The sequence below is a fragment of the Amycolatopsis decaplanina DSM 44594 genome (assembly GCF_000342005.1).
Classification (GTDB): domain Bacteria; phylum Actinomycetota; class Actinomycetes; order Mycobacteriales; family Pseudonocardiaceae; genus Amycolatopsis; species Amycolatopsis decaplanina.
The window spans coordinates 114340-140822 of sequence record NZ_AOHO01000047.1 but is presented as its reverse complement, the minus strand read 5'-3'; the positions used below and the strand labels follow the sequence as shown (position 1 = coordinate 140822).

Sequence of the window (26483 nt, the reverse complement as noted above, 5' to 3'; positions counted from 1 at the left end):
TCTACAGGACGTGGAGGGCCTCGCGATCGCAGAGGTCGAGCATCCGGCGGGCGGACCGGCATTCACCCGGGAAGACGAAGAGGAGCGTGTGCCTGTCTTCGGCGAGCAACTGCGCCCGTTCGAGCACCCGGACGCCCGTCGCACCGAAGAACTCGAGTTCGGACAGGTTGACGATCACCGTGGTGCCGCTGCCGTGAAGCCGCTGGCTCAGCATGTCCCACAGTCTCGGCGCGGTGCCGAGATCGACCTCACCGTTCGCCTTGACGACGGCGGTCCCTTTCGTCGGCCTGCTCACGTGCAGTCGGAGACGTCCGCAGGATTCTTCGGGTGCCCGCTGTCGGGAGATTCCTGAAAAGGCGCGCTTCGTGTCAAGCGCGCGGGGCGTTGACGGGGAAGTCATATGGTGGAGGTACCCCGGCACCGCGTCCGATGAAACCGTCTACTCCTTCGCGAGCTCCTTGTTCACTCCGCTGGGGCCTTCGTACTTCCGGTCGGGAAGTTTCCGCAGCAGATCGAGCGTCTGTTCGTCGGCGCCGTTGCCCTCGGCGGCCCGGACGAGATCGTCCCTGCCCGCCGGGTAGTCGACGCCCGCGAGGCACTTCTGGATTTCGATCGGGTTCACTTTGCTCACTGTTTCTCCTCGTTCCGATGGGTTGCCCGCTTCGCGTACCCGGCGGGCGGCCGGGGAAACGCCTGCGCTTGAACACCGGGGAAAGCGGGTACCACCAGCAGGTCGGAGGTGATGTTCCATGTCCGCTGTACAGAGCGGTACCGGGCCGGTCGTGACCGGTTTCGACGGGTCGCCCGAAGCTCGCCGCGCCGTCCGCTGGGCGGTTGCCGAGGCGAAGACCCGCGGTCTGGGCCTGGTCCTCGCGTACTGCACCCGCGACAGGCTCCCCCCACCCGGCTCCGACCCTGTCGCGACACCGCTGAACGAAGCGGTCCCCCAGGCCGCCGACGAAGCGGCCGAGGTGGAGCCTGCCCGTCGGCAGCTCGCTTCGATGGCCGAAGCCCTGGAGCGCTCCGACCCCGGTCTCGACGTCCGCACGGTCGTCCGCGGCGGCACTCCGGAGCAGGTCCTGACCTCGGTCGCCGAGGAGACGGACGCGGCGATGATCGTGCTGGGCGAATCCCACACGGGGTTGTTCACCAGGGCTGTCCTCGGCTCGACGGAATCCGGCGTGACCAAGACCGCCGGACGTCCTGTCGTGGTCGTGCGCGGGGAAGAGCCGCCTCCGGGCGGGCCGGTGATCCTGGGTACCGACGGCTCGGAGCAGAGCGCGCAGGCGGCCGGCTTCGCGTTCGACTTCGCCGCTCGTCACGGGGTCACCGTGCACGCGGTCCACGTCGCGCGGATGCCACTCTGGGGTCCCGCGACCGAGCCCCTGCTCGGCGGACCGGTACTGGATCCGGCACCCGGCATCCCCCAGGAGGTCGCCGACGAACTCGTCGCCCGGCAGCTCAAGCCGTGGCGGGAGCGCTATCCGGACGTCGCCGTGGAAACGGTGCACGGGGTAGGGCCCGCCGCGCAGGCGTTGACCGTGCAGTCCAGTGAGGCCGCGCTCCTGGTGCTCGGCCGGAGCGATCACGGCGATCTCCGGCGGCTGCTGCTGGGTTCGGTCAGCGACGACGCGCTGCACCACGCGCATTGCCCGGTGGCGGTGGTCCGCGCTCAGCCGGTCGGCTGAGCGCGGCGGATCACGAAGAAGCCAGTTCTCCGAGCATCCGTCGCGAAACACGCAGTTCCGCGGCCATCAGGAGACCGCCCGTACGAGCCTGGGCGAGCGCGTAACCGACCTCGGCGACCTTGCCCCACGCTTCACCCGCTGTATCGCCCGCGCCGACCTGGCCGTCCAGCAGGCTCTCTTCGAGCTGCCCTTGCAAACCCGGCAGGACCTGCACGAGGTCGTCGGCGAGCTGCTGCAGCGCACCGATGGTCCGGCAGAGGTCGGCGGGTGACGCCGCTTCGCCGGCCCGCAGGCGGCTATGCAGGTGACGCACGACTGTGCCGGCCTGTGCGGCCAGCAGATACGGCGGCTCCTCCGAGTTCGGTCTCATGCCCTGGAATACCCCGTCCGCGACCTGCGAAAACAAGTTTGTGCCGAAGTGGCCAGGGGTATCAGCGACTGTGAACGACGACGTGCTCACTTTCGGAGTCGAGGAAGAGTTCTTCGTGGTGGATCGATACGGTCACCTTTCCCCCGCGGGTGACTCCGTCGTGGAAGCGGCGGACGAGGAACAGGGCGAACTTCAGCAGGAGCTCACGCGCTCGCAGGCCGAATCCGCCACCGGTGTCTGCACGACACATGACGAGGCCGAGCGGCAGCTGACGACGCTACGGGCGGAGCTGGCCCAAGGCGCCGCCCGGCGAGGCTGCCGCCTGCTGCCCAGCGGCAGCGCACCGCTGGCGGAAACGGCTTTACCCGCCATCACCCCGAATCCGCGCTACGAACGGATGTCCGAACACTTCGGCGCGACCGCGCGGACGTCGCACACCTGCGGCTGTCACGTCCACATCGCCATCCCCGATCGGGAAACCGGCATCCGAGTGATCAACCACGTCCGGCCCTTCCTGCCCGCGCTGCTGACCATGACCGCCAATTCCGCGATCTGCGACGGGTACGACACCGGATACGCCAGCTGGCGTTACCAGCAGTGGAACCGCTGGCCTTCGGCCGGCTCGCCGCCCCTGTTCACCTCGCTGGACCACTACGAAAGCATCGTCGACGCGTGGCTCCGCGCGGGCGCCATCCTCGATCGCGCGATGGTCTACTGGGACGTAAGGCTTTCCGAGAAGCAGCCGACGGTGGAGTTCCGGCTCGGCGACGTCGCGGCCACCGCAGGTGAAGCGGTTCTGTTCGGGGTGCTGATCCGCGGGCTGGTCGGCACGATCCTCGCTTCGGAAGAACGCCCCTCGGACCTGTCCAACGAAGTGTTGCGGGCGCAGATCTGGCGCGCGTCGCGGGAAGGGCTCTCCGGCCGCTGCCCGCATTTCCGGACCGGCGACCTCGCACCGGCGAGCGACGTCCTCGACGACGTCGTCACCTTCGCCGCCGGCGCCCTCAAAGAGACCGGTGACCTCGATTTCGTCCGCGACGGCTGCGCCAAGCTGGTCGCCGAGGGCAGCGGGGCCGACCGTCAACGGGCACGGTTCGCCAAGCGGGAATGCGCGGAAGACGTGGTGGATCTGCTGGCCGTCCGGCCTCGTGAGGGGTAAGGGCGGTTCTATTGAGGGGTAAGGCAAACGTGTCCTGACCGAGGCTCCTGTGGTGACGGCCTTCTTCGCCGGCTTCACGGCGGACAGCGAGTCCTGCGCCGCGTTGTTCTGGACTGACCGGCGGGGCCGGCCGTGCACCGAGTGTCCACAGGGGACACTCCTTGGCGGCAAAATATCCGATTGATGCCCATATGCGCAGTTTCACACGGGGGTCGTGAGTGATAATGAGGGTTAGATGTTGCGCTCTTTAACACTCACGACCCCTGCGCGAAGCCGCGCAAAGTACACAAATCGGGCATTTGATTGGGGTCGGTGTCTCGTATGGATAGTCAGAATGCGCCAGGTCGCTGCGGCGAGCCCGCTCCCGCCGCCACCCGCACCACGCCACGTTTGCCTTACCCCTTAATAACCGTCCTTACCACTCACGAGACCCACCACGGTCCGCCGCTCAGGGCGCCTGATGCAGCTCCGGCGGTCGGCGCAATGGGCCCCAGTCCGCGTTGTGCCGCGCCCTTTCGCGCAACAGCTCCCGAGCCTCGTCGAGAACGGCGGTACGGACACGCGCGACGGGTTCGGGATCGGTCAGCAGCGGCTCGTTGTCCGGTCCCGAACCGACCACCCGGCCCGCCAGCACCCAAGGCTTGGTCTCACGACGGCGTTCGTGGCTGAGGTGGCAGTAGTCGTAAAGCCGCCTGGCCAGCCAGAGTTCGAGCGGCTGATCCCGCCACCAGGGTTCGGGGTCGAGAGGATTCACCGAGAGTCCAGGCAGTTCCGCCCCAGTGAGCTCGTCCCGGCTCGTGCCGGGGCGATGCTCGGGGGTCGGCGCCCACCTCACGTACAGGCGTTTCCGCCGCCGGACCAGTGCGGCGAGTTCCCCCAGTGACTCCAACTGCTGCATCGAGCGCTCCAGTGCGAACGGTGGACACGGTGACCGGCGTGCCGGCGTCCCTGCTCCGCCGGGGCTGCCCACGCCGGTCCACCTCACGGCCGGCGGACGTGCAACCTCGCTACGCCGGCCATTGCCTTCCGGTTACCCGCTCACGGGAGGAACTACACCGTTTTCACGAGCGACCGGTCCACGAGATGCGCGATCTCCTCCAGTGCGAGCCTCGCTTCCGGGATCGAGGCCAGCATCCACGCGTGGATCATGCCCTCGTACTCGTGGTAGCTCAGCGGCACGCCCTGTTCGGTGCACAGCGTACGAAGACGACGGGCGTCCGAGAGGAGGACATCCTTTGTTCCGATGTAGACGGACAGCGCCCCGAGGCCGGAAAGATCACCGGACAACGGACTGAGCCTGGGATCGGTGCGCGGTAACCGTCCACTATAGAGCCTGGCCGCCTCGTTCAGGCCGGTGAGCGCCAGGTACGGGTCACGCCGGTCGAGGGCGGGTTGCGCCGGATGGGTCATCGTCAGGTCCAGCCACGGCGACAAGAGGACGGTCTCCTTGGGCACCGGCGAGCCTTCGTCCCGCAGCGCCTTGGTGAGTGCCAGAGCGATCCCCGCACCGGCGGAATCCCCCATCACGATCTGCTCCTCCGGGCCGGCACCCGCGGAGAAAACGTCGTAGGCGCGCCGGACGAACGCGGTGGTCTCCGGGCACTGGTGCTCCGGGGCCAGCGGGTAGATCGGCACGGTGACCGCGCATCCGGTGCGATCGATCAGCCGTCCGAAGAACCGCCAGTGGTCGTGCTGGATCTGATGCACGTAGGCACCACCGTGGAAGTACAGCACCCGCTTCCCGTCCCCACCGCCCGGCGGGCGGATGGTATAGCACGGCCGTCCGTCCACTTCGGACCGCTGGACGTCGAACCGGCGCCTGATCGAGCGGATCGGCCCCCGATCGCCCTTCGCCTGACTGCTTTCGATGCTCCGGCGGAATCGGTCGAGCTCGGCGTAGGTGCGCTTCCGGTTGGTGAGGCGCAGCCACGCGAGCAGCGATTTCGCCGCGAGGCTCGTCTTAGACCTGATCACGGGGTACCGTCCGATGCCAGTTGCGGGAAAATGTCCTTCGCTCCCCTTCGTAGCCGTCGAGCTGCGCGTCGATCACGAACTCCGTGGGTGTGCAGGAGACCCGGGTCCGGGTCTCGCTCCTGGCCTCCCAGCCGTCGCGGGCGAACGTCATCGACCACGCCGTCTCCGCGACCGGCGAACAGAAGTCGTCGGCCACCCACGAATAGCGCTCGAACACGTTCCTGGTGACCTCGAGGTCGATGTCGTCGAACCGGACCTTGCCCTCGTTCTTCACGATCTCGAGGGCGGAGCGGTAGTCGATCAGGTCACGGGAGACGGTCCAGCGCTGCTCGCCGGGTTCGATCTGGGTGGCGGGAAGCGGTTCCGCGCCTTCGGGTTCGCCGAACGGCCGCGCCGGGACCTCGTCCGCTTCCGCCACCGGCCGCACCGGCAGCGTGAGCGTGCTCTGTCCGGTGTGGACGGTCACCATCGCCGGTTCCGGCGGCGGCCACGCCAGCGGCCAGTACGACGACGAGATCGACAACCGGATCCGGTGCCCGGCGGGGAAGGCCTGCGCGACCGCGTTGAGCTCGACGCGGACCCGGTACCGCTTGCCCGGTTCCAGTGGCTCAGGATCATCGTGCCCGTCCCGATGGGTCAGGTTCAGCAGACCGTAGGTCACCCGCGTGGCCCTGCCGTCCGGCGCGACATCGGACAGCCGGACGGCGACCTGCGCGACCGGTTTGTCCGCCGAGACCTCCAGATCCACCACCGGCGAACCGAGGATTTCACACGGCTCGGCGAGCACGTCGGTGTCGAAGACGAGCGAGCCGCCGTCCTCCTCACGCTGGTCATACGGCAGATCGGGCGGAGCGCTGTAGGAGGCCCACTTTCCGGCGAACTGACCGACCGAAAGCGGCGATTCCACCGACAGGTCCTCCGCCGGGACCTCCTCGCCGGGGCGCGCGATCCGGTGCCGGGCGAGCCGGTGCTCGGACGGGCGCACATGCGGTGAAGGCCATGACGGCTCCCCCACCCAGCGACCGGGACGGTCCTCGTACGAGGTCGACGGCGGCACGCTGTCCTGCATCCAGGTCTGCAGCATCGGCCCGTCCATGACGCCGTTCTCGACGTCCTTCAACCAGTGGTCCCACCAGCGGACGAGCTCCTGCAGATACCCGATGGCGGGGCCTGGCCGTCCGAGGTGCGGATACTTGTGGGACCACGGCCCGATCAGACCACGGCGGGGCACGTCGAGATTGGCCAGCAGCCGCGAGACGGCGTTCGAGTACCCGTCCGCCCAGCCGCTGGAGGCGAGCACGGGTACCTGGACGTCGCTGTAGTTCTCGCAGACCGACGCGTGCCGCCAGTAGTCGTCCCGGCGCTGGTGGCTCAGCCATTCGCCGACCCAGAGACCGCAGTTCTCCAGCCGTTCGTGCCACAGTTCGCGCCATCGTTCGCCCGCCAGCGCGGGGTCGGGCGGCAACGTGGCGTAGGCGAACATCGTGGAGGCTTCGGCGACGTTGTCCGAGAGCAGGCAGCCGCCCATGTAGTGCATGTCGTCGGAGTACCGGTCGTCGGTGAACGAAGAGATCGCGATCGCGGTCAGACTCGGTGGTTTGCGCGCCGCCACCTGCAGGGCGGCGAACCCGCCCCAGGAGATCCCCATCATGCCGGTGCGGCCGGAGCACCACGGCTGCGCGGCGATCCATTCGAGGACGTCCTCGGCGTCGAGTTGCTCCCGTTCGAGGTACTCGTCGGCGAGGACACCCTCCGACTCCCCCGAGCCTCGGATGTCCACGCGCACACAGGCGTAGCCGTGCCCGGCCAGATAGGGGTGGTGCACGGAGTCCCGGACCGAGGTCAGATCGCGGTGCCGGTACGGGATGTACTCCAGGATCGCCGGGACGGGCTCGCCGTCCGAAGCGACCGGCCGCCAGATCCGGGCCGACAGCCGGACACCGTCGGAGACCGGGATCCAGACGTGGTCCTCCTCGGTGATCTCGTACGGCAGCGAAGCCACCGTCCGCATGGGCTATCCCTCCTCGAAGTCGAACCGCAGCGCCTCGGTGCACCGGCGGTACTTGCTCTCCATCTCCCGTTCGGTCTGCGCCGCGACGAAGATGTGCGCGAGTTCGTAGCTGTAGCTGTCCTGTTCGGGCAGGTCGGAGAGCCGTAGCCCCTTCTCCGCCACCAGTTCGATCTTCACCCCGGGGATCTCCGTCTCCAGGTCCGCGATCTCACCCCGTGTGGGCACCCGCGTGACCAGCCCGTCACGGAACCGGCGGTGGTACCACTTGCCCGCGATCCGGTAGTCGCCCTTGTTCCGCCGCCTTCCGGGATCCTGGCCGAGGCCCAGCTGGACCATGATCTGGTGGTTCGCCACCCCGTCCACGTACTCGAACAGCTCCGCGTGGGACTGCGAATGCCGCGGATTGATCTCCAGCAGGCAGGCCTGCCCGGATTCGGGATGGCAGAAGAACTCGATGCTGAACGTGGCGTTGTCGAAACCGATCTGCTCCATCACACGGACGGAGATCTCCTTCATCCGCTCGACGGCGTCCTCGGGCAGCTGCGACGGGTACTGATGCCGCAGGAAGGACGCCGAGTCGGGGTAGTTGATCGAATCGAGAACACCGTAGACCGTGACTTGTCCTTTGTAGACATATCCTTCGGTAGCGGCCTGCACACCGTTGAGCTCTCCCTCCGCGAGGCACGCCGCTCCCCCGGCCTCGGCCACCTCGGCGGGAAGCTCGACCTTGCCGAGAACGCGTTCGAAGGGTTTGCCTACCCTGTCGACACCTGCCCGGATCTCGGCGACGGCCTTGTCGAACTCGTCGTCGTCGGCGACGTGGAAGGCCAGCTCCGAGGAGAACGACTTCACCGGCTTGAGCCACATGGGGTAATCGACGCCCTCGGGCGGCCTGGGGTCGTCCTGGTCCAGGTCGACGATGCCGAACGACGGGACCTCGTCGATCACCTTCGACTGTTCGAGGCGGCTCCAGTACTTGTGCTCGCACTTCAGTACGGCCTCGAGCGAAACACCAGGGAGGCCGTACTTTTCGCACAGCATGGCGACCATCGTCGAGGACGGGAAGTCCCAATAACTGACGATCGCGTCGATCGGCCCGGTGAAGGCGTCCAATCGCGACTCGGCCTTCTTCACGAGTTCCACGATCGGGATCTCGCCGTGCTGGAGTTCCTCCGGTGACAGCAAGCCATGGAAGCGATACCGGCCGGCACCGGGAAGCCGTCTCAGCAGTTCCTCGTTGGCGTCGTCGAGACCGATGACGAAGATGTTCTTTTCCGCTGGGGGCCTGGAGGATGTGGTCATAGGCCAGTGCTACCCGGTCGAGTGCTCCCGAAAACCAGGACCGCCCTGGTTTGCCCGCCTCACCCCGAGGGAATCCGGCCGTCATGACGGAGTTGCCCGGAACGCGTTCATTGTGGCTCGACACGGCTCCCGCTCCCGATCGCACCGGCACGCCGTTGCCATCGGAGGTCGACGTCGCCGTACTCGGCGGCGGTATCGCCGGGCTCACCGCGGCGTACCGGCTGGCGAGGGCCGGGCGCTCGGTCCTGGTCCTGGAGGCCGGCCGCCTCGCGGCGGGGGTCTCCGGGCACACCACGGCGAAGGTCAGCACCCAGCACGGGCTCAAGTACGCCACGCTGGCCAAGACCAAGGGCGCCGAAGCCGCCGCGATGTACGCCTCCACACAGGCGGGCGCCCTGGACTGGATCGCCGCGGCCACGGCCGAACTCGACATCGACTGCGGTTTCACCCGCGCCGACAGCTTCGTCTACACGACCAGGCCCGAAACCGTCGAAAGCCTCGAACGTGAGGCGGAAGCCGCCGCCGAGGCCGGTCTCCCGGCCACCTATGTCACCGAGGTCGACCTCGACGTGCCCGCGGTCGGCGCGGTGAAGTTCGCGTCGCAGGCGCATTTCCACCCACGCCGCTGGCTGCTCGCCCTGGCAGGCGAGATCGAACGCCTGGGCGGGACGATCGTCGAGGGCGTACGCGCGGAAGGCGTCGACGAACTCGGCGGCACCAAGGTGCGTACCAGTTCCGGTGAGGTGCGGGCGAGTGAGGTCGTGGTGGCGACCCACTACCCCGTGTTCGACCGCGGCCTGTTCTTCGCCCGGCTCGACCCGGTCCGCGATCTGGTGGTCGCCGGGCCGGTCGAAGGCAACCGCCCGCCGGAGGGGATGTACCTGGACGCCGACACCCACCACTCCGTGCGGAGCTACCACAAGGACGGCGTCCCGTACGCGGTCGTGGGCGGCGAGCACTACCGCGTCGGCGACTCCGTCGACGTCGAGAGCCGCTACGAACGGCTGGCCGCCTGGGCGAGCGGGCACGCGGCCGTGCACCGGGTCACCCACCGGTGGTCCGCCCATGATCTGTCCACTTTGGACTCCGTGCCGTACGTCGGGCGCTACCACCCGGCGAGCCGTCACCTGTGGGTCGCCACCGGCTTCGGTCAGTGGGGTATGACCGGCGGCACCGCTGCCGGGCTGCTGCTCGCGGATCTCCTCACCGGACGGGAGAACCCGTCGGCCGGCCTGTACGACCCGAACCGCTTCGACCTGCGGTCCGCGATCTCGACCGTGGAGAACAACGCCACGGTCGCGAAGTTCCTGGTGGGCGACCACCTCAGCGCGCTGCGCAAGCCCGCCGCCTTGGACGAACTCGCGCCCGGCGAGGCCAAGGTGACCCGTGACGGCGGCGAACTCGTCGCCGCCTACCGCGATCCGGGCGGTGAACTGCACGCCGTCGGCGCCCACTGCACCCATCTGGGCTGTCTCGTCGCGTTCAACAACGCGGAAAAGACCTGGGACTGCCCTTGCCACGGTTCGCGGTTCGGTCTGGACGGGTCGGTGATCCAGGGTCCGGCCGTGCGCGCGCTGCCGAAGAAGCGGGAGCCACGATGACAGGGATCGGCATCGAAGAGGAGTTCCTGCTGGTCGATCCCAGGACCGGGGTGAGCTGTCCCCGGGCCGAGGCGGTGCTCGAACGGCATCGGATCTGCTGTCCGCTGCCGGACGGTGCCGCGGTCCACCGGGAACTGCGCCCGACGCAGGTCGAGGCCGCCACCGGCGTCTGCGAGACCGCCGACGAGCTGTACGAACACCTGACCGCGGGACGCCGTACGCTCGCCGAAGCGGCGGCGGGCGAGGACTGCGCCATCCTGGCCTCCGGCAGTCCCCTGCGTCCCTCACCCGATCGCGACTACGGCACGGACGACCGGTTCGGCAAGGTCGACGCCCTGTACGCCGGTGTCGTCAAGGCGTACGAGGCCTGTGGCTGTCACGTGCACGTGGGCGTGCCCGACCGGGAAACCGCGGTCGCCGTCGTGAACCACCTGGGCGAGTGGCTGCCCACGTTGCTGGCGTTGTCGGGGAACTCGCCGTTCGAAGGCGGCCGCGACACCGGCTACGAGAGCTGGCGGATGGTGGAGCAGAGCCGTTTTCCCGGCTCGGGCGTCGCACCGTACTTCGTGGACGCCGCCGCGTACGAGGAGCAGGTCGGGAAGCTGGTGGACTGCGGGGCCCTGGTGGACGAGAACCAGACCTTCTGGCTCGCGCGGCCGTCCGCGCGGTGGCCGACGGTCGAGGTCCGCGCCGCCGACACCGCGTCCACCGTGGACGAAGCCGTCCTGCAGGGACTGCTGACCCGCGCGCTGGTGCGCACCGCCCTCACCGAGCTTGACCACGGGGTGGAGGCCACGCCGCTGGATCCGCAGATCGCCGCCGCCGCGGTGTGGTCGGCCGCGCGTCACGGTCTTTTGGGGCCGGCCGTCGACCCGGTGGCGGGGAAGCCGGTCCCGGTGGGTGACCGCGTCGCCGCGTTGCTGGCGCACACCAAGCAGGCACTGGAGGACACCGGTGACGCGGACCTCGTCCGTACCCTTCTCGGACGGCTGGAACGGGAGGGCACCGGCGCCGAACGGCAGCGCCGGGCCGCCGCCGACGGAGAGGTCGCGGTGTTGCGGATGCTGACCGAAGAGACGGTTCCGCACGCCTAGACCGGGTACTCCCGGACCATGACGACGATCGACCGAGAGGTGGCCGCGAGGCTGCCCGAGATCCGCGGCCCGCTCTCGGCCGCCGTGGTGGACACACTGGCAGGCGGGCGCCGGGACGATTTCGACCTCGAAGTGGCGACCGGCGCCGACCCGTTCGGTGAAGATCTGCAGCTGGCGTTGCACGTCTGCTACGAGCTGCACTACCAAGGCTTCGACGGTGTCGACTCCGAATGGGAATGGGACCCCCGCCTGCTCGGTTTCCGCTCCGTTCTGGAGCACGTGTTCCTCGACGGCATCCGCGCCGCCGTGCCCGGCGGCGACGACGTCGGCGGGCTGCTGGACGAGTTGCTCGTCGAACCGGTCGAGGGTGGCGGCGTTTCCCACTTCCTGCGCGACCAGGGCGAACGGTGGCACGTCGAGGAGTATTTCGCGCATCGGTCGATCTACCACCTCAAGGAGGCAGATCCCCACGCGTGGGTGATCCCGCGGCTGCGGGGAAGGGCCAAGACGGCGCTGGTCGCCGTGGAGTTCGACGAGTTCGGCGGCGGGCGGGCCGATCAGGCGCATTCCCGCCTGTTCGCGGATCTGCTGACCGCGGCGGGCCTGTCGGCCGGCTACCTCGCCTACCTCGACCACGTCCCCGCGTGCATGCTCGCGACGGTGAACATGATGTCGCTGTTCGGCCTGCACCGGAGCCTGCGCGGCGCGCTCGTCGGGCACTTCGCGGCCGCCGAGATCACCACCGCGCCCGCTGCCCGGCGGATGGACCAGGCGCTGGAACGCCTCGGCGGGGCCCCGGAATGCCGGTACTTCTACACCGAGCACATCGAGGCCGACGCGGTGCACGAACAGGTACTGCGGCACGACGTCGTCGGCGATCTGCTCGAACGGGAACCGGACCTGGCGGCGGACATCGCGCTGGGCATCCAGGCCACCGACCTGCTGGAGAACCGGCTGACCGAGCACCTGCTGGGCGCCTGGTCGGCCGGGGAGAGCTCACTCCTGAGGCCGCTGCACCCCTTGCCGTGAGCGGCGGCGGTGGCTCGTGTCGCAGAACGGGTAACGCTTGCTGCGGCGGCAGGCGCAGAGAGCGACCACGAAGCGATCCGAAGTCACCGTTTCGCCGTCGTCGGTGACGACCTCGACCGGCCCCTCCACCAGGAGGGGCCCGCCGGGTTCGATCCGGACCTTGGTCTCACGACCGGTCGGCACGGATCACCACCAGTTCCTCGTGCCGTTGTTCGGCCGCGATCAGGCCCGCCGCTTCGAGGAAGGCCGCCCGTGCCCTCATGACGGGGCCGAAGGGGATCGATCGGGTGGCGACCACCGCCGGGGTCATTCCCGCCGCCCGCAACCGCTCCAGCGACTTGCCGGGGCCGGAGACCGCGGAGTGGACCATCATCAGGTACCCGCCCGGCGCCACCAGCGACGACGCCTGGGCACAGACCTGGTCGAGCACGATCCTGCCGTCCGGGCCCGCGTCCCAGGCCCGGGCGGCTCCGGCCGCGGGCACCGGGGAGGGCACGTAAGGCGGGTTCGCCAGCACGACGTCGAACGGGCCGCCACGAGCCGCTTCGGCCAAGCCGCCACGAAGCGGCCGGACCGGGAGCCGGCGCAGCCGCGAATTGACCCAGACCGCGGCCAGTGCCCGGCGGGAGATGTCCACCGCGGTCACCGATCCCGCGCCGTGCGCCGCGGCCGCCAGCGCGAGGGCGCCGGTCCCGGTGCAGAGGTCGAGAACTCTCGCTCCGGCGGGCATTCCTGACGCGCTCAACGCGCTCGCCAGCAACCAGGTGTCGTGTTGCGGGCGATACACCCCCGGCGGCCGCAGCAGCCGAGGCCGCGCCGGGGCGAGTGGTATCGCTGCTGCCTGGGAGATCGCGGTCATGTTCCCTCCGGTTCGCCGTAGTTGCTCCCGGCTACCCCTGCCGTGCGGCGCGAAACGTCCACAGTGGCCCGCCGATTGTTCCGCGTGAGCAGGGTTGGACGCGCTCGGAAGGGGTAGCCGCAGGGAGAAGCGACCGAAGGAGGGAACAGATGGCCAATCCGGCCAAACCGCTCGCGGTCGTCACCGGAGCGTCCAGCGGGATCGGGTTCGAACTGGCGAAGCAGTTCGCCGGGCACGGATACGATCTGGTGATCGCCGCCGAGGACGACGAACTCATCCCGGCCGCCCGCGCCCTGCAGGACCAAGGCGCCGGCGTGGACGCCGTACGAGTGGATCTCAGCGCGTACGAGGGCGTCGAAGAACTCGTCGACCGGGTGGCGGCGACCGGCCGCCCGGTCGACTCCCTGGCGGTCAACGCCGGGGTGGGCGTCGGCGGCGCGGTGCTCGACAGCGCCCTGCGTGACCAGCTTCGGGTGGTGAACCTCAACATCACTTCGGCGGTCCACCTGACCCATCGGCTGACGAAGCCCATGGCGGAGAGGAAGGCGGGTCGCGTGCTGTTCACCTCGTCCATCGCCGCCACCGCGCCCGGTCCCTATCACGCCGTTTACGCGGCATCGAAGGCGTTCCTGCAGTCGTTCTCCGAAGGACTTCGAACCGAATTGAAGGACTCCGGAGTGACGGTGACGGCGTTGCTGCCGGGCCCGACGGACACCGAGTTCTTCGACCGGGCGGGCATGCGGGACACCAAGATCGGCTCGGGTCCGAAGGACGACCCCGCCGACGTCGCACGGGAAGGATTCGAGGCGCTCATGCAGGGTGACGACAAGGTGGTCGCCGGTTCCGCCAAGAACAAGGTGCAGACCGCGGCCTCCCGCGTGCTGCCGGACAAGGCCAAGGCCGCCCAGATGGCGAAGATGGCCGAACCCGGCGGCGGGAAACGGGACGAGGAAGAACGCGAAGAGGTCCGTGGGGAGCAGGGCACGTCGTCCGGCGACCCGCACGACGACACCGACCCCCAATCCGGTTGAGGCATCGCGTGGCACTTCCCCGGCCGTCCGCCGGGGGAGTTTCACGTCGTCTCCAGGGGGTATCCGACGGGCTTGCGGCGAAACGGAGGCGTTTCCGATGAAACTGCGTACGACAGGCTTCCTTCTGCGACCGGTGGTGTTCGTCATCGCACTGGTCCATCTCGTCTTGGGTGTGCTCGGCTTCTTCTTCCTCCCCGAGGCGAACCAGGTCGGCGAGAACACGTTGTGGATCTTCAGCGCGACCGGAATGCTCGACGTCATCCGTACCGTGATCGGCGTTCTGGGCCTGGTCGCGGTCTTCAAACCGTCCGCGATCGCGGCCTACTGCTGGCTGGCTTTCGTGGCATTCGCGGGATTGACCGCATTCGGCGCGCTCTCCGCGGGGACCGATTCCTCCGGGGACGCGGTCAATCTCAACTGGGCCGACAACGTCCTCCACGCGCTGACCTCCCTCGCGGCGCTCGCGGTGGGCATCGCGGCCACCCGCCTTTCCCAGCGAAACCAAAGTAAGGCAAGGGAAAACGTTTAGTTCGTCCACAACGGGCAACTTGGCGGATATGACGAAAACGGCCCCGCTCCGGATCCTCCTGTGGCACGTCCACGGTTCCTGGACCGAGTCCTTCGTCCGGGGTGGCCATCACTGCCTCCTGCCGTTGCTGGCCGAAGGCGGGCCGTGGGGACGCGGGCTCAGTGGACGCGATTGGCCCTCCGCCGAAGAGGTCCCGGTCGACGACCTGAAGGACCTCGACGTCGACGTCGTGATCCTCCAGCGGCCAGAGGAGATCCAGCTGGCCGCGCGGTGGCTGCGCCGCCGCCCCGGCAAGGAAGTGCCCGCCGTCTACGTCGAACACAACACTCCCCGGGAGCACGCGGCCACCACCCGGCATCCGCTGGCCGATCGGGACGACATCCCGCTGGTCCACGTGACCCATTTCAACGAACTGATGTGGGACTCGGGTCTCGCGCCCACGGTGATAGTTCCGCACGGGATCCCCGATCCGGGTGAGCGTTACACCGGGGAAGTGCCCCACGGAGCGGCGCTGATCAACGAGCCGGCGCGACGAGGCCGGATCACCGGAACCGATCTGCTGCCCGCTTTCGCGGAGATCGCGCCGGTCGACGTGTACGGGATCGGCAGCGAGGAGCTCGAAGGCCGCCATCCCGCGGTACATCCCGGCGGCGACCTGCCCAGCCGGGAACTGCACACCGAGGTCGCCCGGCGCCGCGTCTACCTGCACACCGCTCGGTGGACGTCGCTGGGACTGTCGTTGCTCGAAGCGATGCATCTCGGCATGCCGGTCGTGGCACTGGCGACCACCGAAGCGGTACTCGCGGTCCCTCCCGACGCCGGTGCCGTCTCGACGGACATCAAGGCGCTGGCGAAGGCCTACCGCGAATTGATCCATGAACCCGATTTCGCCGTACTGGCAGGGAAATCAGCTCGCGAGTTCGCGTTGAGCCACTACGGGCTCGAGGCGTTCCTCGAACGCTGGGACGCCCTGCTGGCCGAGGTGACCGCTTGATTCCGCCGGAGGCGGAGGGAAGGAGCCCGATGAGGATCGCGATGGTTTCCGAGCACGCCAGCCCGCTCGCCGCCCTCGGTGGAGCCGACGCCGGAGGTCAGAATGTCCACGTCGCCGAGCTCTCCGCCGCGCTGAGCAGGCAGGGACACGACGTCACCGTCTACACGCGTCGCGAGAACCGGCGAACCCCCGCGACGGTCGAAACGCCGGACGGCTACCGCGTCGTCCACGTTCCGGCGGGCCCTGCGAGAAAGCTGCCGAAGGACGAACTGCTGCCTTATATGGGAGAGTTCGGCCGGGTGCTGCGGTCACGCTGGGCCAAGAAGCGGCCGGACGTCGTCCACGCGCACTTCTGGATGTCCGGCCTGGCTTCGATCCTCGCGGCGAAGGATCTCGGCATCCCGGTGACCCAGACCTTTCACGCACTGGGCGTCGTGAAACGGCGCTATCAGGGCAAGAACGACACGAGCCCGCCCGACCGGATCCGGCTCGAGCGGATGATCGCCAAACAAGCCGACCGGGTGATCGCGACGTGCTCGGACGAGGTCTTCGAACTCGTGCGGATGGGCCTGCCGCGGTCACGCGCTTCCGTCGTCCCTTGTGGAGTGGACCTGGCGCGGTTCACCCCGGACGGCGAGTGCGCTCCCCGCACGGCTCCACATCGGATCGTCAGCGTCGGCAGGCTGGTGCCGCGCAAGGGTTTCGACCTCGCCATCGGCGCACTGTCCTCGCTGCCGGACACGGAACTGGTCATCGCGGGCGGCCCGGATGCGGGTCCGCTCGCCCAGGCGCCGGAGGTGCGGCGGCTGCGGGAGATCGCCGACCGGGCAGGCGTCGGCGACCGCGTGCGCCTGCCGGGACTGGTGTCCCGCGAAGACATGCCCGCGCTCCTGCGCTCCGCCGACGCGGTGGTCTGCACGCCTTGGTACGAACCGTTCGGCATCGTGCCGCTGGAGGCGATGGCCTGCGGTGTCCCGGTCGTGGCGAGCGCTGTGGGCGGGCTGACCGACACCGTCGTCGACGGCGTCACAGGATTGCTCGTTCCGCCGCGCAGCCCGAAGGAGCTGGCGGGAGCGCTGCGGCGGCTTCTCGGCGACGCTTCGGCGTGCGAGTCGTTCGGGATCGCCGGCGCAGACCGGGTGCGGGCGCGCTACTCGTGGGACCGGGTGGCCTCGGATTGCTCGCGCGCTTATGGACGCGTCCTGAGCGGGGACACGGAAATGGCGGTAGCCGCTTCACCTTCCTGACAGCCAATGTCCGTGAAGGCCCCTTTCCGAGTACATGAAGGCCCCCATCCTCGCGCCTGGCGCAAGGATGGGGGCCTTCATGTACTGCAAGGCGACTGTGGCGGGCGTACGTCTCACCCCACGTACCGCCGCGCGACCGAGTTCCGCTGCGACTCCTCCAGCAGCACCAGACCGCGTTCCACTCCCGCCGGGACCACCGCGCGTTCCCGCAGCACCCACGGGATCCCCCGCACCGCTTCCGCCACCGCCGCGAACGTCGCCCGGTCGAAGGGAGCCGAACGCAGCACCGCGACCATCCGGCGCAGGACGCTGCCGAGCGGACGCCGCAGCCACAACGTCCACAGGGTGTTGCGGATGCCGAGCTGACGGCGCCGCCGCGGGTCGCGGACGGCCGAAGGAGCGTGGTGGATCACCATCTCCTCGTCCCAGCACATCCACCAGCCCTTGGTCGCGAGGTCGAGGGCGAACAGCTCCTCCTCTCCCCCGAGCCACATCCGGTCGGAGAACCCGCCGACGTCGTGGAACGCGCGGACACGGACGGCCGACAGTCCCGCCATGACGCCCAGCAGCGCCGGGCCGGGCAGCCAGTCCGGGCCGGGGACCGGGGAATGCCGCAGTTCCGGGGTGATCGGGTCCTCGGTCAACGCCGGTTCCACCAGGCAACGTCCGGTCACCACGCCCAGTCCGGGATACGCGTCGAGCCGGTCGGCGGCGCGCCGCAGTGATCCCGGCTGCCATCGGGTGTCGTCGTCGCAAAAAGCCACATACGGCGTTTCCACTTCGCGGACCGCGACGTTGCGCGCGACGGCGCCGAGGTTCCGCGGCGAACGGATCACCCGGACCGACGGGAACCGTCCTTCGACGGCGTCGGCGGTGCCGTCGGTGGAAGCGTTGTCCACCACCACGATCGGCGCCGCGTCGGGCAGGGCGGTCATGGAAGCGAGCGTCTCCAGCAGCTGCGCACACCGGTTGTGCGTGATCACCACGACCGTGATCCGGTCCTTCACTTCATCCTCCATGGGCGTGTTCCAGGACGCGGATCCGGCGTTCCACCGGAGCGGGCAGCGGTTGCCTGTCGGCGAGCGCCCATGGCAGCCTCCGGAGCACCCCGGCGAGCGCGCCGAGCACGCGCGGTTCCCGTGGAACCCTGGCCAGCACCCGGAACCCTTCGGCGAGGCATCGGCGCACCGGCCGTCTCATCACCGTGATCAGTATCCGGTTGCGGAGTTCGGCGCGCTCGCGCCAGGAAGACGACGGCCGCAACGCTGATGGGTGGTGGTGCGCCCGCACCTTCTCCGCGTAACACAGCCACCAGCCGCGTGCCGCCAGGTCGTAGGACAGCAGTTTCTCCTCGGCACCGAAATGCAGCAGGGGATGGAAACCCGCGGCCTGCAGATAGGCGGTCCGCCGGACGACCGCTGAGCAGGCGAGGAAACCGAGCACCGCCGGCCCGGGAAGCCCGCCGGGCCTGCCGAGCGGGCTGCCTGCCATCAACGGGACGACCGGGTCCTCGCGTTCTTCTTCCCCCACCAGGGTTTTCGCGGCCACCAACCCGATGTCGTCGTGGGCGTCGAGGATGCGTTCGGCTTCGGCGAGCGCGTCGTCGGCCCACCAGGAATCGTCGTCGCTGAAGGCGACGTACGGCGTCCGAGCCACCGCGACGCCGAGATTCCGGGCCGCCACACCGATGTTGCGCGGCAATCGGATCACGCGGACACCGGGGAACGCGGCGGCCCTGGCCGCCGTACCGTCGGACGAGCCGTTGTCCACCACCACGATCGGCGGTGGCGGCCGCAGCGCCGTCAGCTCCCGCAACGTCCGTTCCAGTTCCGGTGCCCGATCGCGGGTGGCGATCACCACCGTCGTCTTGGTCCTCTTCATCGCACCGGCCTGGTTTTGAGCGCCTTCACCATGTCCCGCACGAGCCCGTTGTCGGCAGGCAGCGCGCGGAGCGCGGCCACCGCCCGGCCCTGCACCGAGGAACACCATCGCCACCAGGAGTCGAGCACGTCCTGATCGCCTGCCTCCGAGGCCGGGACGAGCGCGGGCCAGCCGAGCGCGTCGGCCTGGGCGGTGACCTTGCCGCCGCCCTCGACCGGGTCGATGGCCAGAGCGGGCACCCCCGCCTGGAGAGCCAGCACAAGTCCGTGCAGGCGCGTCGTGATCACGACATCCAGATGCGACAGGATCGACGTGAACTGGTCCGGTGTCTCGCATCGTTCCCAGTCCGACGACGCCAGCCGGGTGTCGAGCGGCACCCTCGCGCAGTCCACCCCGGCGATCCATTCCTTCACCGAGGCGTGCACCTCCGCATGACGGCCGGAGTCGCTGTACTCTCGTTGCGGCGACGCCAGGATCACCCCTGTCACCAGTACCTCGTCGGTCGGCACGCCGAGGGACAGATCCGGTGTGCCGACTCCGTCGTGGTCCCGCGCGAACACCTGGTCGAAGCCCTTGACCGTGTCATCCTCCGGATCGATCACCGAGACCCCGACCGCGATCCGACGGCAATGGGCGAACCTCCGGTGCACCTCCCGCACCTGCCGGCCGTGCGCGGGCCCGCAGACGAACACCACGTGGCTGTACCTTGCCGGATCCACCTCTTCGTAATTCACGTCACCCGGCCGGTAAACCGGGCTCCACGCCAGGTCGTGCGGCAGCCCCATGGCGGACAGCGCCTCGTCGATCCTGCGCATACTGAGAACGTCCCCTGCCGTCGCCTCGCCGTGACGAAAGCTCGCCCAGCCGATCACCAATGCACGCATATCCGAGGCTTACCCGGCATCTCCGGATTCACACGGTTTTTCCGGCTCTCGCAGCGGGTAGCCGGTCCCCATGAACAGAGCGCTGGTGACCGGGGGCGCGGGTTTCGTCGGCTCGCATCTGTGCGAACGGCTGCTGGATGCCGGTACGGAGGTGGTCGCGGCCGACAATTTCGCCACCGCCGTCACGGCCAATGTGGCACACCTCCTCGACCGTCCGGGTTTCCGGCTTCTTTCGCGTGACGTCACCGCGCCGATGAGCGCGCCGGGCCCGTTCGACGTCGTCTTCCACCTGGCGTCCGCCGCCTCGCCCCGCGACTACTTCCGTCTTCCGCTGGAGACGTTGCGCGCGGGCTCGTACGGCACCGAACGGGCGCTGGACCTCGCCGAACGGGACGGCGCCCGTTTCGTCCTCGCGTCGACGAGCGAAATCTACGGCGATCCCCAAGAGCACCCGCAGCGTGAGGAGTACTGGGGCCACGTGAACCCGATCGGACCGCGCAGCGTCTACGACGAGGCCAAGCGGTACGCCGAAGCCCTCACTTCGGCGATGCGCCGGGAGCGGGACGTGAACACCGGCATAGCACGGATCTTCAACACCTACGGCCCGCGCATGCGCCCCGACGACGGTCGCATGATCCCGACGTTCATCGGCCAGGCGCTGGCGGGCGAACCGCTCACCGTGACCGGCACCGGCGACCAGACCCGTTCCCTCTGCTACGTCGACGACACCGTCCGCGGCCTGATCGCGCTGGCCGCCTCCGACATGCCCGGCCCGGTGAACCTCGGCAACCCCCACGAACTCACCGTGCTGCGGATCGCGGAGGAGATTTTGACCGTCACGGGCAGCACGTCCCGGATCGAGCACGTCGAAGCCGCCGTCGACGATCCGGCCCGCCGATGCCCGGACATCTCCCGCGCCCGCCGTGAACTCGGCTGGGCCCCGGAGATCCCGCTGACGGAAGGACTTCCGCGCACCGTCGCCTGGTTCGCGCGGCAGCGGTCCGCATCCCACCCGGCCGCCGGCTCCTGAGCCGGTGGCCGATCAAGCACGGGCAGGCGAGTACGGGTCCGTGGCGTGTCTGTGAAGGCCTCCTTCACGGACTCTGGGTCCCTCAAGGAGGCCTTCACGGAATCGGCGATCGCCACGTTCGCCCCACATGCACCACCAGTCACAGCGGCCGCGCGTGAAGGCCTCCTTCACGCGGCGCAGCCGAGGAAACTCGACCTTCACACCTGGTCGAGTACATGAAGGCCCTCTTACTAGCGCTAGGCGCAAGAAAGGGGGCCTTCATGTACCTCAGGCGAGCGAGGGCGCTGGGACCGAGTCGGCCAGGTGGTCGTGAGTGGTAAATGACGTTCTAACGCGACTTACCACTCACGACCACCTCGACCTGCGTATCCCGGCTGGTTTCGCTATCAGGACACGCCTCGATTGCCTTGCCCCCTCAATAGAACGACCCAGAACACTCACGAGCCACCGGAGCCGCACAGCGGAATCCCACCCGTGAATCCACCGAGAGACGCTTCGCTCAGTAGCGACGTCCTGGGCTTTTCCGCCGCATCGTTTATCCCCGACTGCACCGGGTAGCGCTATGGGAGTAGGCGCGGGTCACGGCCCGCATCCCCGACCGGAGAGGTGGCCCGGTGCGCATTCTCGGTGTCAACGCCGTCTTCCATGACCCGGCCGCGGCCCTTGTCGTCGACGGCGAGATCGTGGCGGCGGCGGAGGAAGAACGGTTCAGCCGTCGCAAGCACGGCAAGCGGCCGGTGCCGTTCTCCGCTTGGGAGCAACCGGCCGAGGCCGCCGCGTGGTGCCTGGCCGAGGCGGGGATCTCCGCGCATGATCTCGACGCTGTCGGCTATTCGTACGACCCCGCGCTCGTCGAACCGGGTCTGGCGGGACACGACGGGAAGAACGAATGTCTCCGCACCGATTTCGCCCGCCGGGCTCCCGCTTTCCTCAAAGCGGCCTTGCCGGGGCTGGATCCCGCGATCGTCCGGTTCGTCCGGCACCACGTCGCACACGCCGCCTCGGCCGCGCTCGCCGCGCCGTTCGGGGATTGCGCGGTACTGGTCGCCGACGGCCGCGGCGAGAGTACGTCCTATCTCGCCGGCGAGTACCGCGACGGCAAGTTCGAGGAGCTGGCCGAGCAACGGCTCCCCCATTCGCTCGGGCTGATGTACGAGGACCTGACCGAGCACCTCGGGTTCGCCCGGTCCAGCGACGAGTACAAGGTGATGGCGCTGGCCTCTTACGGGAAACCCCGGTTCCTCGATCGGATAGCCGAAAGCGTGCACACCAACGGGATGGGGTTCCGCACCGACGAGATCGACTGGTCGTCGTTCGCGCCCGCCGTCGAGCCGGGACAGGAACCGGGGCAGGTCCACGCCGACCTGACCGCGAGTGTGCAGCGATGTCTGGAGGACGTGCTGCTCGAACTGGCGGCCGGACTCCACGAGCACACCGGGCACACCGACCTCGCGCTGGCGGGCGGGATCGCGCTCAACTGCGTCGCCAACACCCGGCTCCACGCCGAGGGACCGTTCGACCGGATCTGGGTCCAGCCCGCCGCCGGTGACGCCGGCACCGCGCTCGGCGCGGCCTTGGAACTCGCCGCCGAATTCGGCGAACGCGGCGGCCCGATGACCGGCGCGGATCTCGGCCGAGGCTGGACGGACGACCAGCTGGAGAACGCGCTCCGGACCGCGAACGTGCGCTACGAACGCCCGGACGACGTCGCCGAGGCCGTCGCCGAAGCACTGGCCGAAGACCGGATCGTGGCCTGGTTCCAGGGCCGGTCCGAGTTCGGTCCGCGCGCGCTCGGGCACCGGTCACTGCTGGCGCATCCCGGACACGAGGCCAATCTGGAACGGCTGAACGACGTCAAGGGCCGCGAACAGTTCCGTCCGGTCGCCCCGATGGTGCTCGCCGAACGCGCGGGCGAGATCTTCTCCCGCGGCCCGCTTCCCAGTCCGTACATGCTTTTCGTGCACGACGTGGCGCAAGAGTGGAGGGATCGCATCCCCGCCGTCACCCACGTCGACGGCACCGCCCGGGTGCAGACCGTCGACGCGGGCGAGGAACCGCTCGTGGCGCGGATGCTCGGCGCGTTCGAACGGCGTACCGGCGTACCCGCCGTGGTCAACACCAGCCTCAACACCGCGGGCAGGCCGATGGTCGATTCACCCCGGGACGCGCTGGAGTGCTTCGGTTCGGCCCCCATCGACCTGCTCGCCCTCGGACCTTTCGTGGTCCGCCGTCCCTGACCTTTGGAGGTGTGTCGTGATCGAAGAACACTTCGCAGCGTTGAGCGAGGCCGCCGGGAAATCCGTTTCCTGGTCGCCGAAGATCCGTGACTGGGGTGACCAGCTGGCCGCTGTGCTGACCGCGGGCGGGCGGCTGCTCGCGTGCGGCAACGGCGGGAGCGCCGCCGAAGCACAGCACCTCACCGGGGAGCTGGTGGGCCGGTTCCGCAACGACCGGCAGCCCTTCTCGGCGATCGCCCTGCACGCGGACACCTCCGCCGTGACGGCCATCGTCAACGACTACGGCGAACACGAGGTGTTCGCCCGGCAGGTGCGCGCGCACGGCCGCCCCGGTGACCTCCTCGTCTGCCTTTCGACCAGCGGGGGAAGCCAGAACGTCGTCACGGCCGCGAAGGCCGCACACGAACTCGGCATCACCACCTGGGCGATCACCGGCCCTTCCCCCAATCCGCTCGCCGCGCTGTGCTCGGACGCGATCCCGGTGGAGGCGCCGTCGATGGCCACCGTGCAGGAGGTCCACCTCGCGCTGGTGCACGCCCTGTGCACCGCGTTCGACGACGCGCTCGGGGTGCCCACATGAGGCCGCTGGTCGTGCTGGGCGACGCCCTGCTGGACATCGACGTCGACGGCACCTCGGACCGGCTCTGCCCGGACGCCCCGGTCCCCGTGGTCGACCTCGCCCGCGAATGGCGGCGGCCGGGCGGCGCCGGGCTGGCCGCGTTGCTCGCGGCGCGGTCCACCGCCGAGGTCGTCCTCGTCACCCCGCTGGGTGGCGATCAGGCGGGACGGACCCTGACCGGGCTGCTGGAACGCGAGGTCCGGGTGGTGCCGATGCCGTTGCGCGGCACCACCGTCACCAAGAAGCGCGTTCGCGCCGCGGGACAGTCACTGGTCCGTCTCGACAGCGGCGACGGCAGGGCGGAGTTCTCGCCGCTCACCTCCGGCGTCCGGGAAGCGCTGCGCTCGGCGGGCGCGATCCTCGTCGCCGACTACGGTCGCGGCGTCACCGGTCATCCGGAGATCCGCGCGCTGCTCGCCGAACTGGCCGGCACGATCCCGATCGTCTGGGATCCGCATCCCCGCGGGAGCGAGCCCGTCGCGGGAGTCCGGTTGGCCACGCCGAATCTCGCCGAAGCCGAGCAGGTCACCGAAACCCGCGCCGACGCCGAGGACCTGGCGAAACAAGTACACGCGCTCTGGAAGGCCGACGCGGTCAGCGTCACCACGGGCTCGCACGGCGCGGTGCTGACCGAGGGTGGCTCGTGCACGACGTTCCGGCCGCCGTCGGGTGTCGTGGCCAAGGACACTTGCGGCGCGGGTGACCGCTTCGCGTCCGCGGTCGCCGCCGCGCTGCTCGACGGGGCCTCCACCGCCGACGCCGTGGCCGCCGGAGTCGAGACGGCGGCCCGGTTCGTCGCGACCGGTGGCGCCGCCACTTTGTCCACTGTGGACAACGAACCCGAACCGGAGACCGCCCACCACGGTGCTTCGGCGTTCGACGTGGCCGCGCGGATCCGCGCGCGAGGCGGCAGACTCGTCGCCACCGGTGGCTGCTTCGACCTGCTGCACCCCGGTCACGCCAGTCTGCTGCGGCAGGCGCGTTCCTTGGGCGACGCGCTCGTCGTCTGCCTCAATTCCGACGCCTCGGTGCGCGGCCTGAAAGGACCGGGACGGCCGATCGTGACCGCCCGCGACCGCGCCAGGCTGCTCACCGAACTCACTTCGGTCGACGCCGTCGTGGTGTTCGACGAACCCGATCCCGCCGCTCTGCTCGACCGCCTGCGACCGGACGTCTGGGTCAAGGGCGGCGACTACGCGGACACGGAACTCCCCGAAAGCGCCGTGGTGCGCGGGCACGGCGGCGAGATCGTCCTGATCCCGACCATCCGCGGCTATTCCACCTCCCGGCTGGTGGCCGCGGCGGAAGGAGCATGATGCGTCCTCTCGGCAACATCCTGATCACCGGCGGCGCCTCCGGACTCGGCGCCGCGACAGCCGAAGCCGTCCGCGAGGCGGGTGGCACCCCGCTGGTCATCGACCGCGCCGAACCGCCGGGCGACGTCGCCTTCGTCCAGGCCGACCTGGCCGATTCCGCCGCGGCCGCGAGCGCCGTGGACGAACTCGCCGAACGGGCGGGCGGGATCGACGGCGTCTTCACCGCGGCGGGGACCGACGCGTGCGGCGCGCTCGACGAGGTGTCCACGGCGGACTGGGAACGCGTGATCCGGGTCAACCTGCTCGGCACGGCCGCGGTCGTCCGTGCGGCGCTGCCCCATCTGCGGCTGAGCCACGGCACGGTGGTGACCTGCGCGTCGACGCTGGGACTGCGGGTCGCCGGTGACGCGAGCGCCTACTGCGCCTCGAAATTCGGCGTCGTCGGCTTCACCAGGGCACTCGCCATGGAACTGGCGGGCCGTGTCGGGGTGACACTGCTGGTACCCGGCGGGATGCACACGGCGTTCTTCGACGACCGGGCCGAGCAGTACAAGCCGCCGCCGGACGCCAAACTCAACCAGCCCGAGCACGTCGCCGCGTCGGTGGTGTTCGCCCTCTCCCAGCCGCCCGGCTGCGAGGTCCGCGAACTCGTGGTGTGCGCTTCGGAGGAAGGGTCCTGGCCGTGACCGGTGGCATCCTCGTGCTGCGCGCCCTCGGCCTGGGGGATCTGCTCACCGCGGTTCCCGCCCTGCGGGCCCTGCGCCGCGCCTTCGACGGCGAACGCCTGGTGCTCGCCGCACCGGAGAACCTGCGCGACATCGTCGAGCTGATCGACGCGGTGGACGAGTTGCTCCCGACGGCCGGGCTCGGCGAACTGTCCTGGCCCGGCGAGCCGCCGCGGCTGGCGGTGAACCTGCACGGCCGCGGCCCGGAAAGCATCCACGACCTGCTCGCCCAGGACCCGCTCGAACTGATCACGCACCGGCATCCGGACTTTCCCGGCGTCGACGGCCCGGACTGGCCCGCCGAAGCGCACGAGGTCGACCGCTGGTGCCGGCTGCTCGAGGCCGCCCGGATCCCGGCCGACCGCGGCGACCTCACGCTACCGCCGCCTCCCGGACCCAGCCCGGCGGCGGGCGCGGTGGTGATTCATCCCGGAGCCGCGTTCGCCGCCCGGCGCTGGCCGCCGGACCGGTACGCGCGGGTGGCGCGGGCACTCTCCGGCCGGCATCGGGTGGTCGTCACGGGAAGCGCGGCGGAAGCACCACTCGCTCGCGAGATCGCCGAAGCGGCCGGGCTGCCCGACGAGGCGGTGCTCGCCGGCGACTCCGGTCTCGCCGAACTGGCCGCGACGGTGGCCGAGGCGCGGCTGGTGATCTGCGGGGACACCGGCGTCGGACACCTCGCGACCGCGTACGGGACGCCGTCGGTCCTGCTGTTCGGGCCGACCCCGCCACGGCTCTGGGGACCGCCTCCCGAAGCCCGGCAGCACACGGTCCTCTGGGTGGGTGACGTCGGCGACCCGCACGGCGGCGCTCCGGACCCGGGGCTGCTGCTGTTGCGTGAGGAGCGCGTCCTCGCCGCGGCCGAAGACCTGCTCAGGACGGGGGCCTCTCGTGGTTGAGCGG

The 26483-nt window shown here is 69.6% G+C and carries 27 protein-coding genes; 15 read left to right on the top strand and 12 right to left on the bottom strand.

Features of this window, described 5'->3' with window-relative positions; all coding sequences use genetic code 11:
* Nucleotide 1: 1 nt before the first annotated feature.
* Nucleotides 2–295, bottom strand: a complete 294-nt coding sequence (locus H074_RS12105) for an STAS domain-containing protein (protein ID WP_007030323.1) — start codon at nucleotides 293–295, stop codon at nucleotides 2–4.
* Nucleotides 296–439: 144 nt separating this feature from the next.
* Nucleotides 440–631, bottom strand: coding sequence for a DUF2795 domain-containing protein (locus H074_RS12100; RefSeq protein WP_007030322.1), 192 nt, complete (start codon nucleotides 629–631; stop codon nucleotides 440–442).
* Between the two features lie 118 nt (nucleotides 632–749).
* Between H074_RS12100 and H074_RS12095 the strand changes: the two genes are divergently transcribed.
* Nucleotides 750–1688: a universal stress protein gene (locus tag H074_RS12095; protein WP_007030321.1), complete on the top strand. Its 939-nt coding sequence runs from the start codon at nucleotides 750–752 to the stop codon at nucleotides 1686–1688.
* A 10-nt stretch (nucleotides 1689–1698) separates the two neighbouring features.
* Here the strand turns inward: H074_RS12095 and H074_RS12090 are convergent, their stop codons facing one another.
* Nucleotides 1699–2058 (bottom strand): hypothetical protein, encoded by a 360-nt coding sequence (locus H074_RS12090; protein WP_007030320.1) that lies wholly within the window; start codon nucleotides 2056–2058, stop codon nucleotides 1699–1701.
* A gap of 70 nt (nucleotides 2059–2128) precedes the next feature.
* Between H074_RS12090 and H074_RS12085 the strand changes: the two genes are divergently transcribed.
* Complete coding sequence (locus H074_RS12085) at nucleotides 2129–3217, top strand: carboxylate-amine ligase (protein WP_007030319.1); 1089 nt, start codon at nucleotides 2129–2131, stop codon at nucleotides 3215–3217.
* Nucleotides 3218–3665: 448 nt separating this feature from the next.
* Here the strand turns inward: H074_RS12085 and H074_RS12080 are convergent, their stop codons facing one another.
* From H074_RS12080 to H074_RS12065, 4 genes are all read right to left on the bottom strand, one after another.
* Entirely contained in the window at nucleotides 3666–4115 is a 450-nt protein-coding gene (locus H074_RS12080; protein ID WP_007030318.1) for a DUF6098 family protein, read from the bottom strand.
* Between the two features lie 152 nt (nucleotides 4116–4267).
* On the bottom strand, nucleotides 4268–5191 hold the full coding sequence (locus H074_RS12075) for an alpha/beta hydrolase (RefSeq protein WP_007030317.1): 924 nt from the start codon (nucleotides 5189–5191) through the stop codon (nucleotides 4268–4270).
* Nucleotides 5178–7202: a CocE/NonD family hydrolase gene (locus tag H074_RS12070; RefSeq protein ID WP_007030316.1), complete on the bottom strand. Its 2025-nt coding sequence runs from the start codon at nucleotides 7200–7202 to the stop codon at nucleotides 5178–5180. The genes H074_RS12075 and H074_RS12070 overlap by 14 nt, the downstream gene beginning before the upstream one ends.
* Nucleotides 7203–7205: 3 nt before the next feature.
* A complete protein-coding gene (locus H074_RS12065; RefSeq protein ID WP_007030315.1) occupies nucleotides 7206–8504 on the bottom strand; it encodes an ATP-grasp domain-containing protein in 1299 nt (432 codons plus the stop codon).
* Nucleotides 8505–8587: 83 nt separating this feature from the next.
* On the opposite strand from H074_RS12065, the gene H074_RS42035 reads away from it, so the two are divergent.
* Genes H074_RS42035 through H074_RS12050 form a run of 3 tightly spaced genes read left to right on the top strand, consistent with a single transcriptional unit; the run spans nucleotide 8588 to nucleotide 12228 of the window.
* The gene (locus H074_RS42035; protein ID WP_007030314.1) at nucleotides 8588–10105 is read left to right on the top strand and encodes an FAD-dependent oxidoreductase; all 1518 of its coding nucleotides are present in this window, start codon (nucleotides 8588–8590) and stop codon (nucleotides 10103–10105) included.
* The gene (locus H074_RS12055; RefSeq protein WP_007030313.1) at nucleotides 10102–11199 is read left to right on the top strand and encodes a carboxylate-amine ligase; all 1098 of its coding nucleotides are present in this window, start codon (nucleotides 10102–10104) and stop codon (nucleotides 11197–11199) included. The genes H074_RS42035 and H074_RS12055 overlap by 4 nt, the downstream gene beginning before the upstream one ends.
* A gap of 18 nt (nucleotides 11200–11217) precedes the next feature.
* Entirely contained in the window at nucleotides 11218–12228 is a 1011-nt protein-coding gene (locus tag H074_RS12050) for an iron-containing redox enzyme family protein (RefSeq protein ID WP_007030312.1), read from the top strand.
* On the opposite strand, the gene H074_RS12045 is transcribed toward H074_RS12050, so the two are convergent.
* On the bottom strand, nucleotides 12196–12411 hold the full coding sequence (locus H074_RS12045; RefSeq protein WP_007030311.1) for a CDGSH iron-sulfur domain-containing protein: 216 nt from the start codon (nucleotides 12409–12411) through the stop codon (nucleotides 12196–12198). The two genes, H074_RS12050 and H074_RS12045, sit on opposite strands and share 33 nt — an antisense overlap.
* Nucleotides 12395–13087, bottom strand: coding sequence for a methyltransferase (locus tag H074_RS12040; protein ID WP_051071917.1), 693 nt, complete (start codon nucleotides 13085–13087; stop codon nucleotides 12395–12397). Before H074_RS12040 ends, H074_RS12045 begins: the two co-directional genes overlap by 17 nt.
* A 149-nt stretch (nucleotides 13088–13236) precedes the next feature.
* Here H074_RS12040 and H074_RS12035 point away from each other — a divergent pair, with 149 nt between their 5' ends.
* The 4 genes from H074_RS12035 (at nucleotide 13237) to H074_RS12020 (ending at nucleotide 16888) form a co-directional block, all read left to right on the top strand.
* The gene (locus tag H074_RS12035; protein ID WP_007030309.1) at nucleotides 13237–14118 is read left to right on the top strand and encodes an SDR family NAD(P)-dependent oxidoreductase; all 882 of its coding nucleotides are present in this window, start codon (nucleotides 13237–13239) and stop codon (nucleotides 14116–14118) included.
* Between the two features lie 97 nt (nucleotides 14119–14215).
* A complete protein-coding gene (locus H074_RS12030; protein ID WP_007030308.1) occupies nucleotides 14216–14647 on the top strand; it encodes a DUF4383 domain-containing protein in 432 nt (143 codons plus the stop codon).
* A 28-nt stretch (nucleotides 14648–14675) separates the two neighbouring features.
* A complete protein-coding gene (locus H074_RS12025) occupies nucleotides 14676–15641 on the top strand; it encodes a glycosyltransferase (RefSeq protein WP_007030307.1) in 966 nt (321 codons plus the stop codon).
* A 29-nt stretch (nucleotides 15642–15670) separates the two neighbouring features.
* Nucleotides 15671–16888: a glycosyltransferase gene (locus tag H074_RS12020; RefSeq protein WP_007030306.1), complete on the top strand. Its 1218-nt coding sequence runs from the start codon at nucleotides 15671–15673 to the stop codon at nucleotides 16886–16888.
* 113 nt (nucleotides 16889–17001) lie between these two features.
* Here H074_RS12020 and H074_RS12015 read toward each other — a convergent pair whose 3' ends face one another.
* Genes H074_RS12015 through H074_RS12005 form a run of 3 tightly spaced genes read right to left on the bottom strand, consistent with a single transcriptional unit; the run spans nucleotide 17002 to nucleotide 19653 of the window.
* Nucleotides 17002–17907, bottom strand: coding sequence for a glycosyltransferase family 2 protein (locus H074_RS12015; RefSeq protein WP_007030305.1), 906 nt, complete (start codon nucleotides 17905–17907; stop codon nucleotides 17002–17004).
* Nucleotides 17897–18769 (bottom strand): glycosyltransferase family 2 protein, encoded by an 873-nt coding sequence (locus H074_RS12010; protein ID WP_007030304.1) that lies wholly within the window; start codon nucleotides 18767–18769, stop codon nucleotides 17897–17899. Before H074_RS12010 ends, H074_RS12015 begins: the two co-directional genes overlap by 11 nt.
* Nucleotides 18766–19653 carry a polysaccharide pyruvyl transferase family protein gene (locus tag H074_RS12005; RefSeq protein WP_039922238.1) on the bottom strand — a complete coding sequence of 296 codons (888 nt, stop codon included), beginning with the start codon at nucleotides 19651–19653 and terminating at the stop codon, nucleotides 18766–18768. Before H074_RS12005 ends, H074_RS12010 begins: the two co-directional genes overlap by 4 nt.
* 70 nt (nucleotides 19654–19723) lie before the next feature.
* Between H074_RS12005 and H074_RS12000 the strand changes: the two genes are divergently transcribed.
* The 6 genes from H074_RS12000 (at nucleotide 19724) to H074_RS11975 (ending at nucleotide 26479) form a co-directional block, all read left to right on the top strand.
* Nucleotides 19724–20683, top strand: coding sequence for an NAD-dependent epimerase/dehydratase family protein (locus H074_RS12000; RefSeq protein ID WP_039922236.1), 960 nt, complete (start codon nucleotides 19724–19726; stop codon nucleotides 20681–20683).
* Between the two features lie 614 nt (nucleotides 20684–21297).
* Nucleotides 21298–22920 (top strand): carbamoyltransferase family protein, encoded by a 1623-nt coding sequence (locus tag H074_RS11995; RefSeq protein WP_007030301.1) that lies wholly within the window; start codon nucleotides 21298–21300, stop codon nucleotides 22918–22920.
* A 16-nt stretch (nucleotides 22921–22936) separates the two neighbouring features.
* Nucleotides 22937–23500: a D-sedoheptulose-7-phosphate isomerase gene (locus H074_RS11990; RefSeq protein WP_007030300.1), complete on the top strand. Its 564-nt coding sequence runs from the start codon at nucleotides 22937–22939 to the stop codon at nucleotides 23498–23500.
* On the top strand, nucleotides 23497–24855 hold the full coding sequence (locus tag H074_RS11985) for a PfkB family carbohydrate kinase (protein WP_007030299.1): 1359 nt from the start codon (nucleotides 23497–23499) through the stop codon (nucleotides 24853–24855). Before H074_RS11990 ends, H074_RS11985 begins: the two co-directional genes overlap by 4 nt.
* A complete protein-coding gene (locus H074_RS11980; protein WP_007030298.1) occupies nucleotides 24855–25541 on the top strand; it encodes an SDR family oxidoreductase in 687 nt (228 codons plus the stop codon). Before H074_RS11985 ends, H074_RS11980 begins: the two co-directional genes overlap by 1 nt.
* On the top strand, nucleotides 25538–26479 hold the full coding sequence (locus tag H074_RS11975) for a glycosyltransferase family 9 protein (protein WP_007030297.1): 942 nt from the start codon (nucleotides 25538–25540) through the stop codon (nucleotides 26477–26479). Before H074_RS11980 ends, H074_RS11975 begins: the two co-directional genes overlap by 4 nt.
* Nucleotides 26480–26483: the final 4 nt, after the last annotated feature.

Bases quoted from the DNA above. Each gene is read 5' to 3' on its own strand.
- H074_RS11985 (WP_007030299.1), top strand. From the start codon at position 23,497: ATGAGGCCGCTGGTCGTGCTGGGCGACGCCCTGCTGGACATCGACGTC.
- H074_RS12095 (WP_007030321.1), top strand. From the start codon at position 750: ATGTCCGCTGTACAGAGCGGTACCGGGCCGGTCGTGACCGGTTTCGAC.
- H074_RS12005 (WP_039922238.1), bottom strand. From the start codon at position 19,653: ATGCGTGCATTGGTGATCGGCTGGGCGAGCTTTCGTCACGGCGAGGCG.
- H074_RS12030 (WP_007030308.1), top strand. From the start codon at position 14,216: ATGAAACTGCGTACGACAGGCTTCCTTCTGCGACCGGTGGTGTTCGTC.
- H074_RS12055 (WP_007030313.1), top strand. From the start codon at position 10,102: ATGACAGGGATCGGCATCGAAGAGGAGTTCCTGCTGGTCGATCCCAGG.
- H074_RS12050 (WP_007030312.1), top strand. From the start codon at position 11,218: ATGACGACGATCGACCGAGAGGTGGCCGCGAGGCTGCCCGAGATCCGC.
- H074_RS12025 (WP_007030307.1), top strand. From the start codon at position 14,676: ATGACGAAAACGGCCCCGCTCCGGATCCTCCTGTGGCACGTCCACGGT.
- H074_RS11980 (WP_007030298.1), top strand. From the start codon at position 24,855: ATGCGTCCTCTCGGCAACATCCTGATCACCGGCGGCGCCTCCGGACTC.
- H074_RS12065 (WP_007030315.1), bottom strand. From the start codon at position 8,504: ATGACCACATCCTCCAGGCCCCCAGCGGAAAAGAACATCTTCGTCATC.
- H074_RS12000 (WP_039922236.1), top strand. From the start codon at position 19,724: ATGAACAGAGCGCTGGTGACCGGGGGCGCGGGTTTCGTCGGCTCGCAT.
- H074_RS12040 (WP_051071917.1), bottom strand. From the start codon at position 13,087: ATGACCGCGATCTCCCAGGCAGCAGCGATACCACTCGCCCCGGCGCGG.
- H074_RS12035 (WP_007030309.1), top strand. From the start codon at position 13,237: ATGGCCAATCCGGCCAAACCGCTCGCGGTCGTCACCGGAGCGTCCAGC.
- H074_RS12090 (WP_007030320.1), bottom strand. From the start codon at position 2,058: ATGAGACCGAACTCGGAGGAGCCGCCGTATCTGCTGGCCGCACAGGCC.
- H074_RS12010 (WP_007030304.1), bottom strand. From the start codon at position 18,769: ATGAAGAGGACCAAGACGACGGTGGTGATCGCCACCCGCGATCGGGCA.
- H074_RS12015 (WP_007030305.1), bottom strand. From the start codon at position 17,907: ATGGAGGATGAAGTGAAGGACCGGATCACGGTCGTGGTGATCACGCAC.
- H074_RS12020 (WP_007030306.1), top strand. From the start codon at position 15,671: ATGAGGATCGCGATGGTTTCCGAGCACGCCAGCCCGCTCGCCGCCCTC.
- H074_RS42035 (WP_007030314.1), top strand. From the start codon at position 8,588: ATGACGGAGTTGCCCGGAACGCGTTCATTGTGGCTCGACACGGCTCCC.
- H074_RS12080 (WP_007030318.1), bottom strand. From the start codon at position 4,115: ATGCAGCAGTTGGAGTCACTGGGGGAACTCGCCGCACTGGTCCGGCGG.
- H074_RS12070 (WP_007030316.1), bottom strand. From the start codon at position 7,202: ATGCGGACGGTGGCTTCGCTGCCGTACGAGATCACCGAGGAGGACCAC.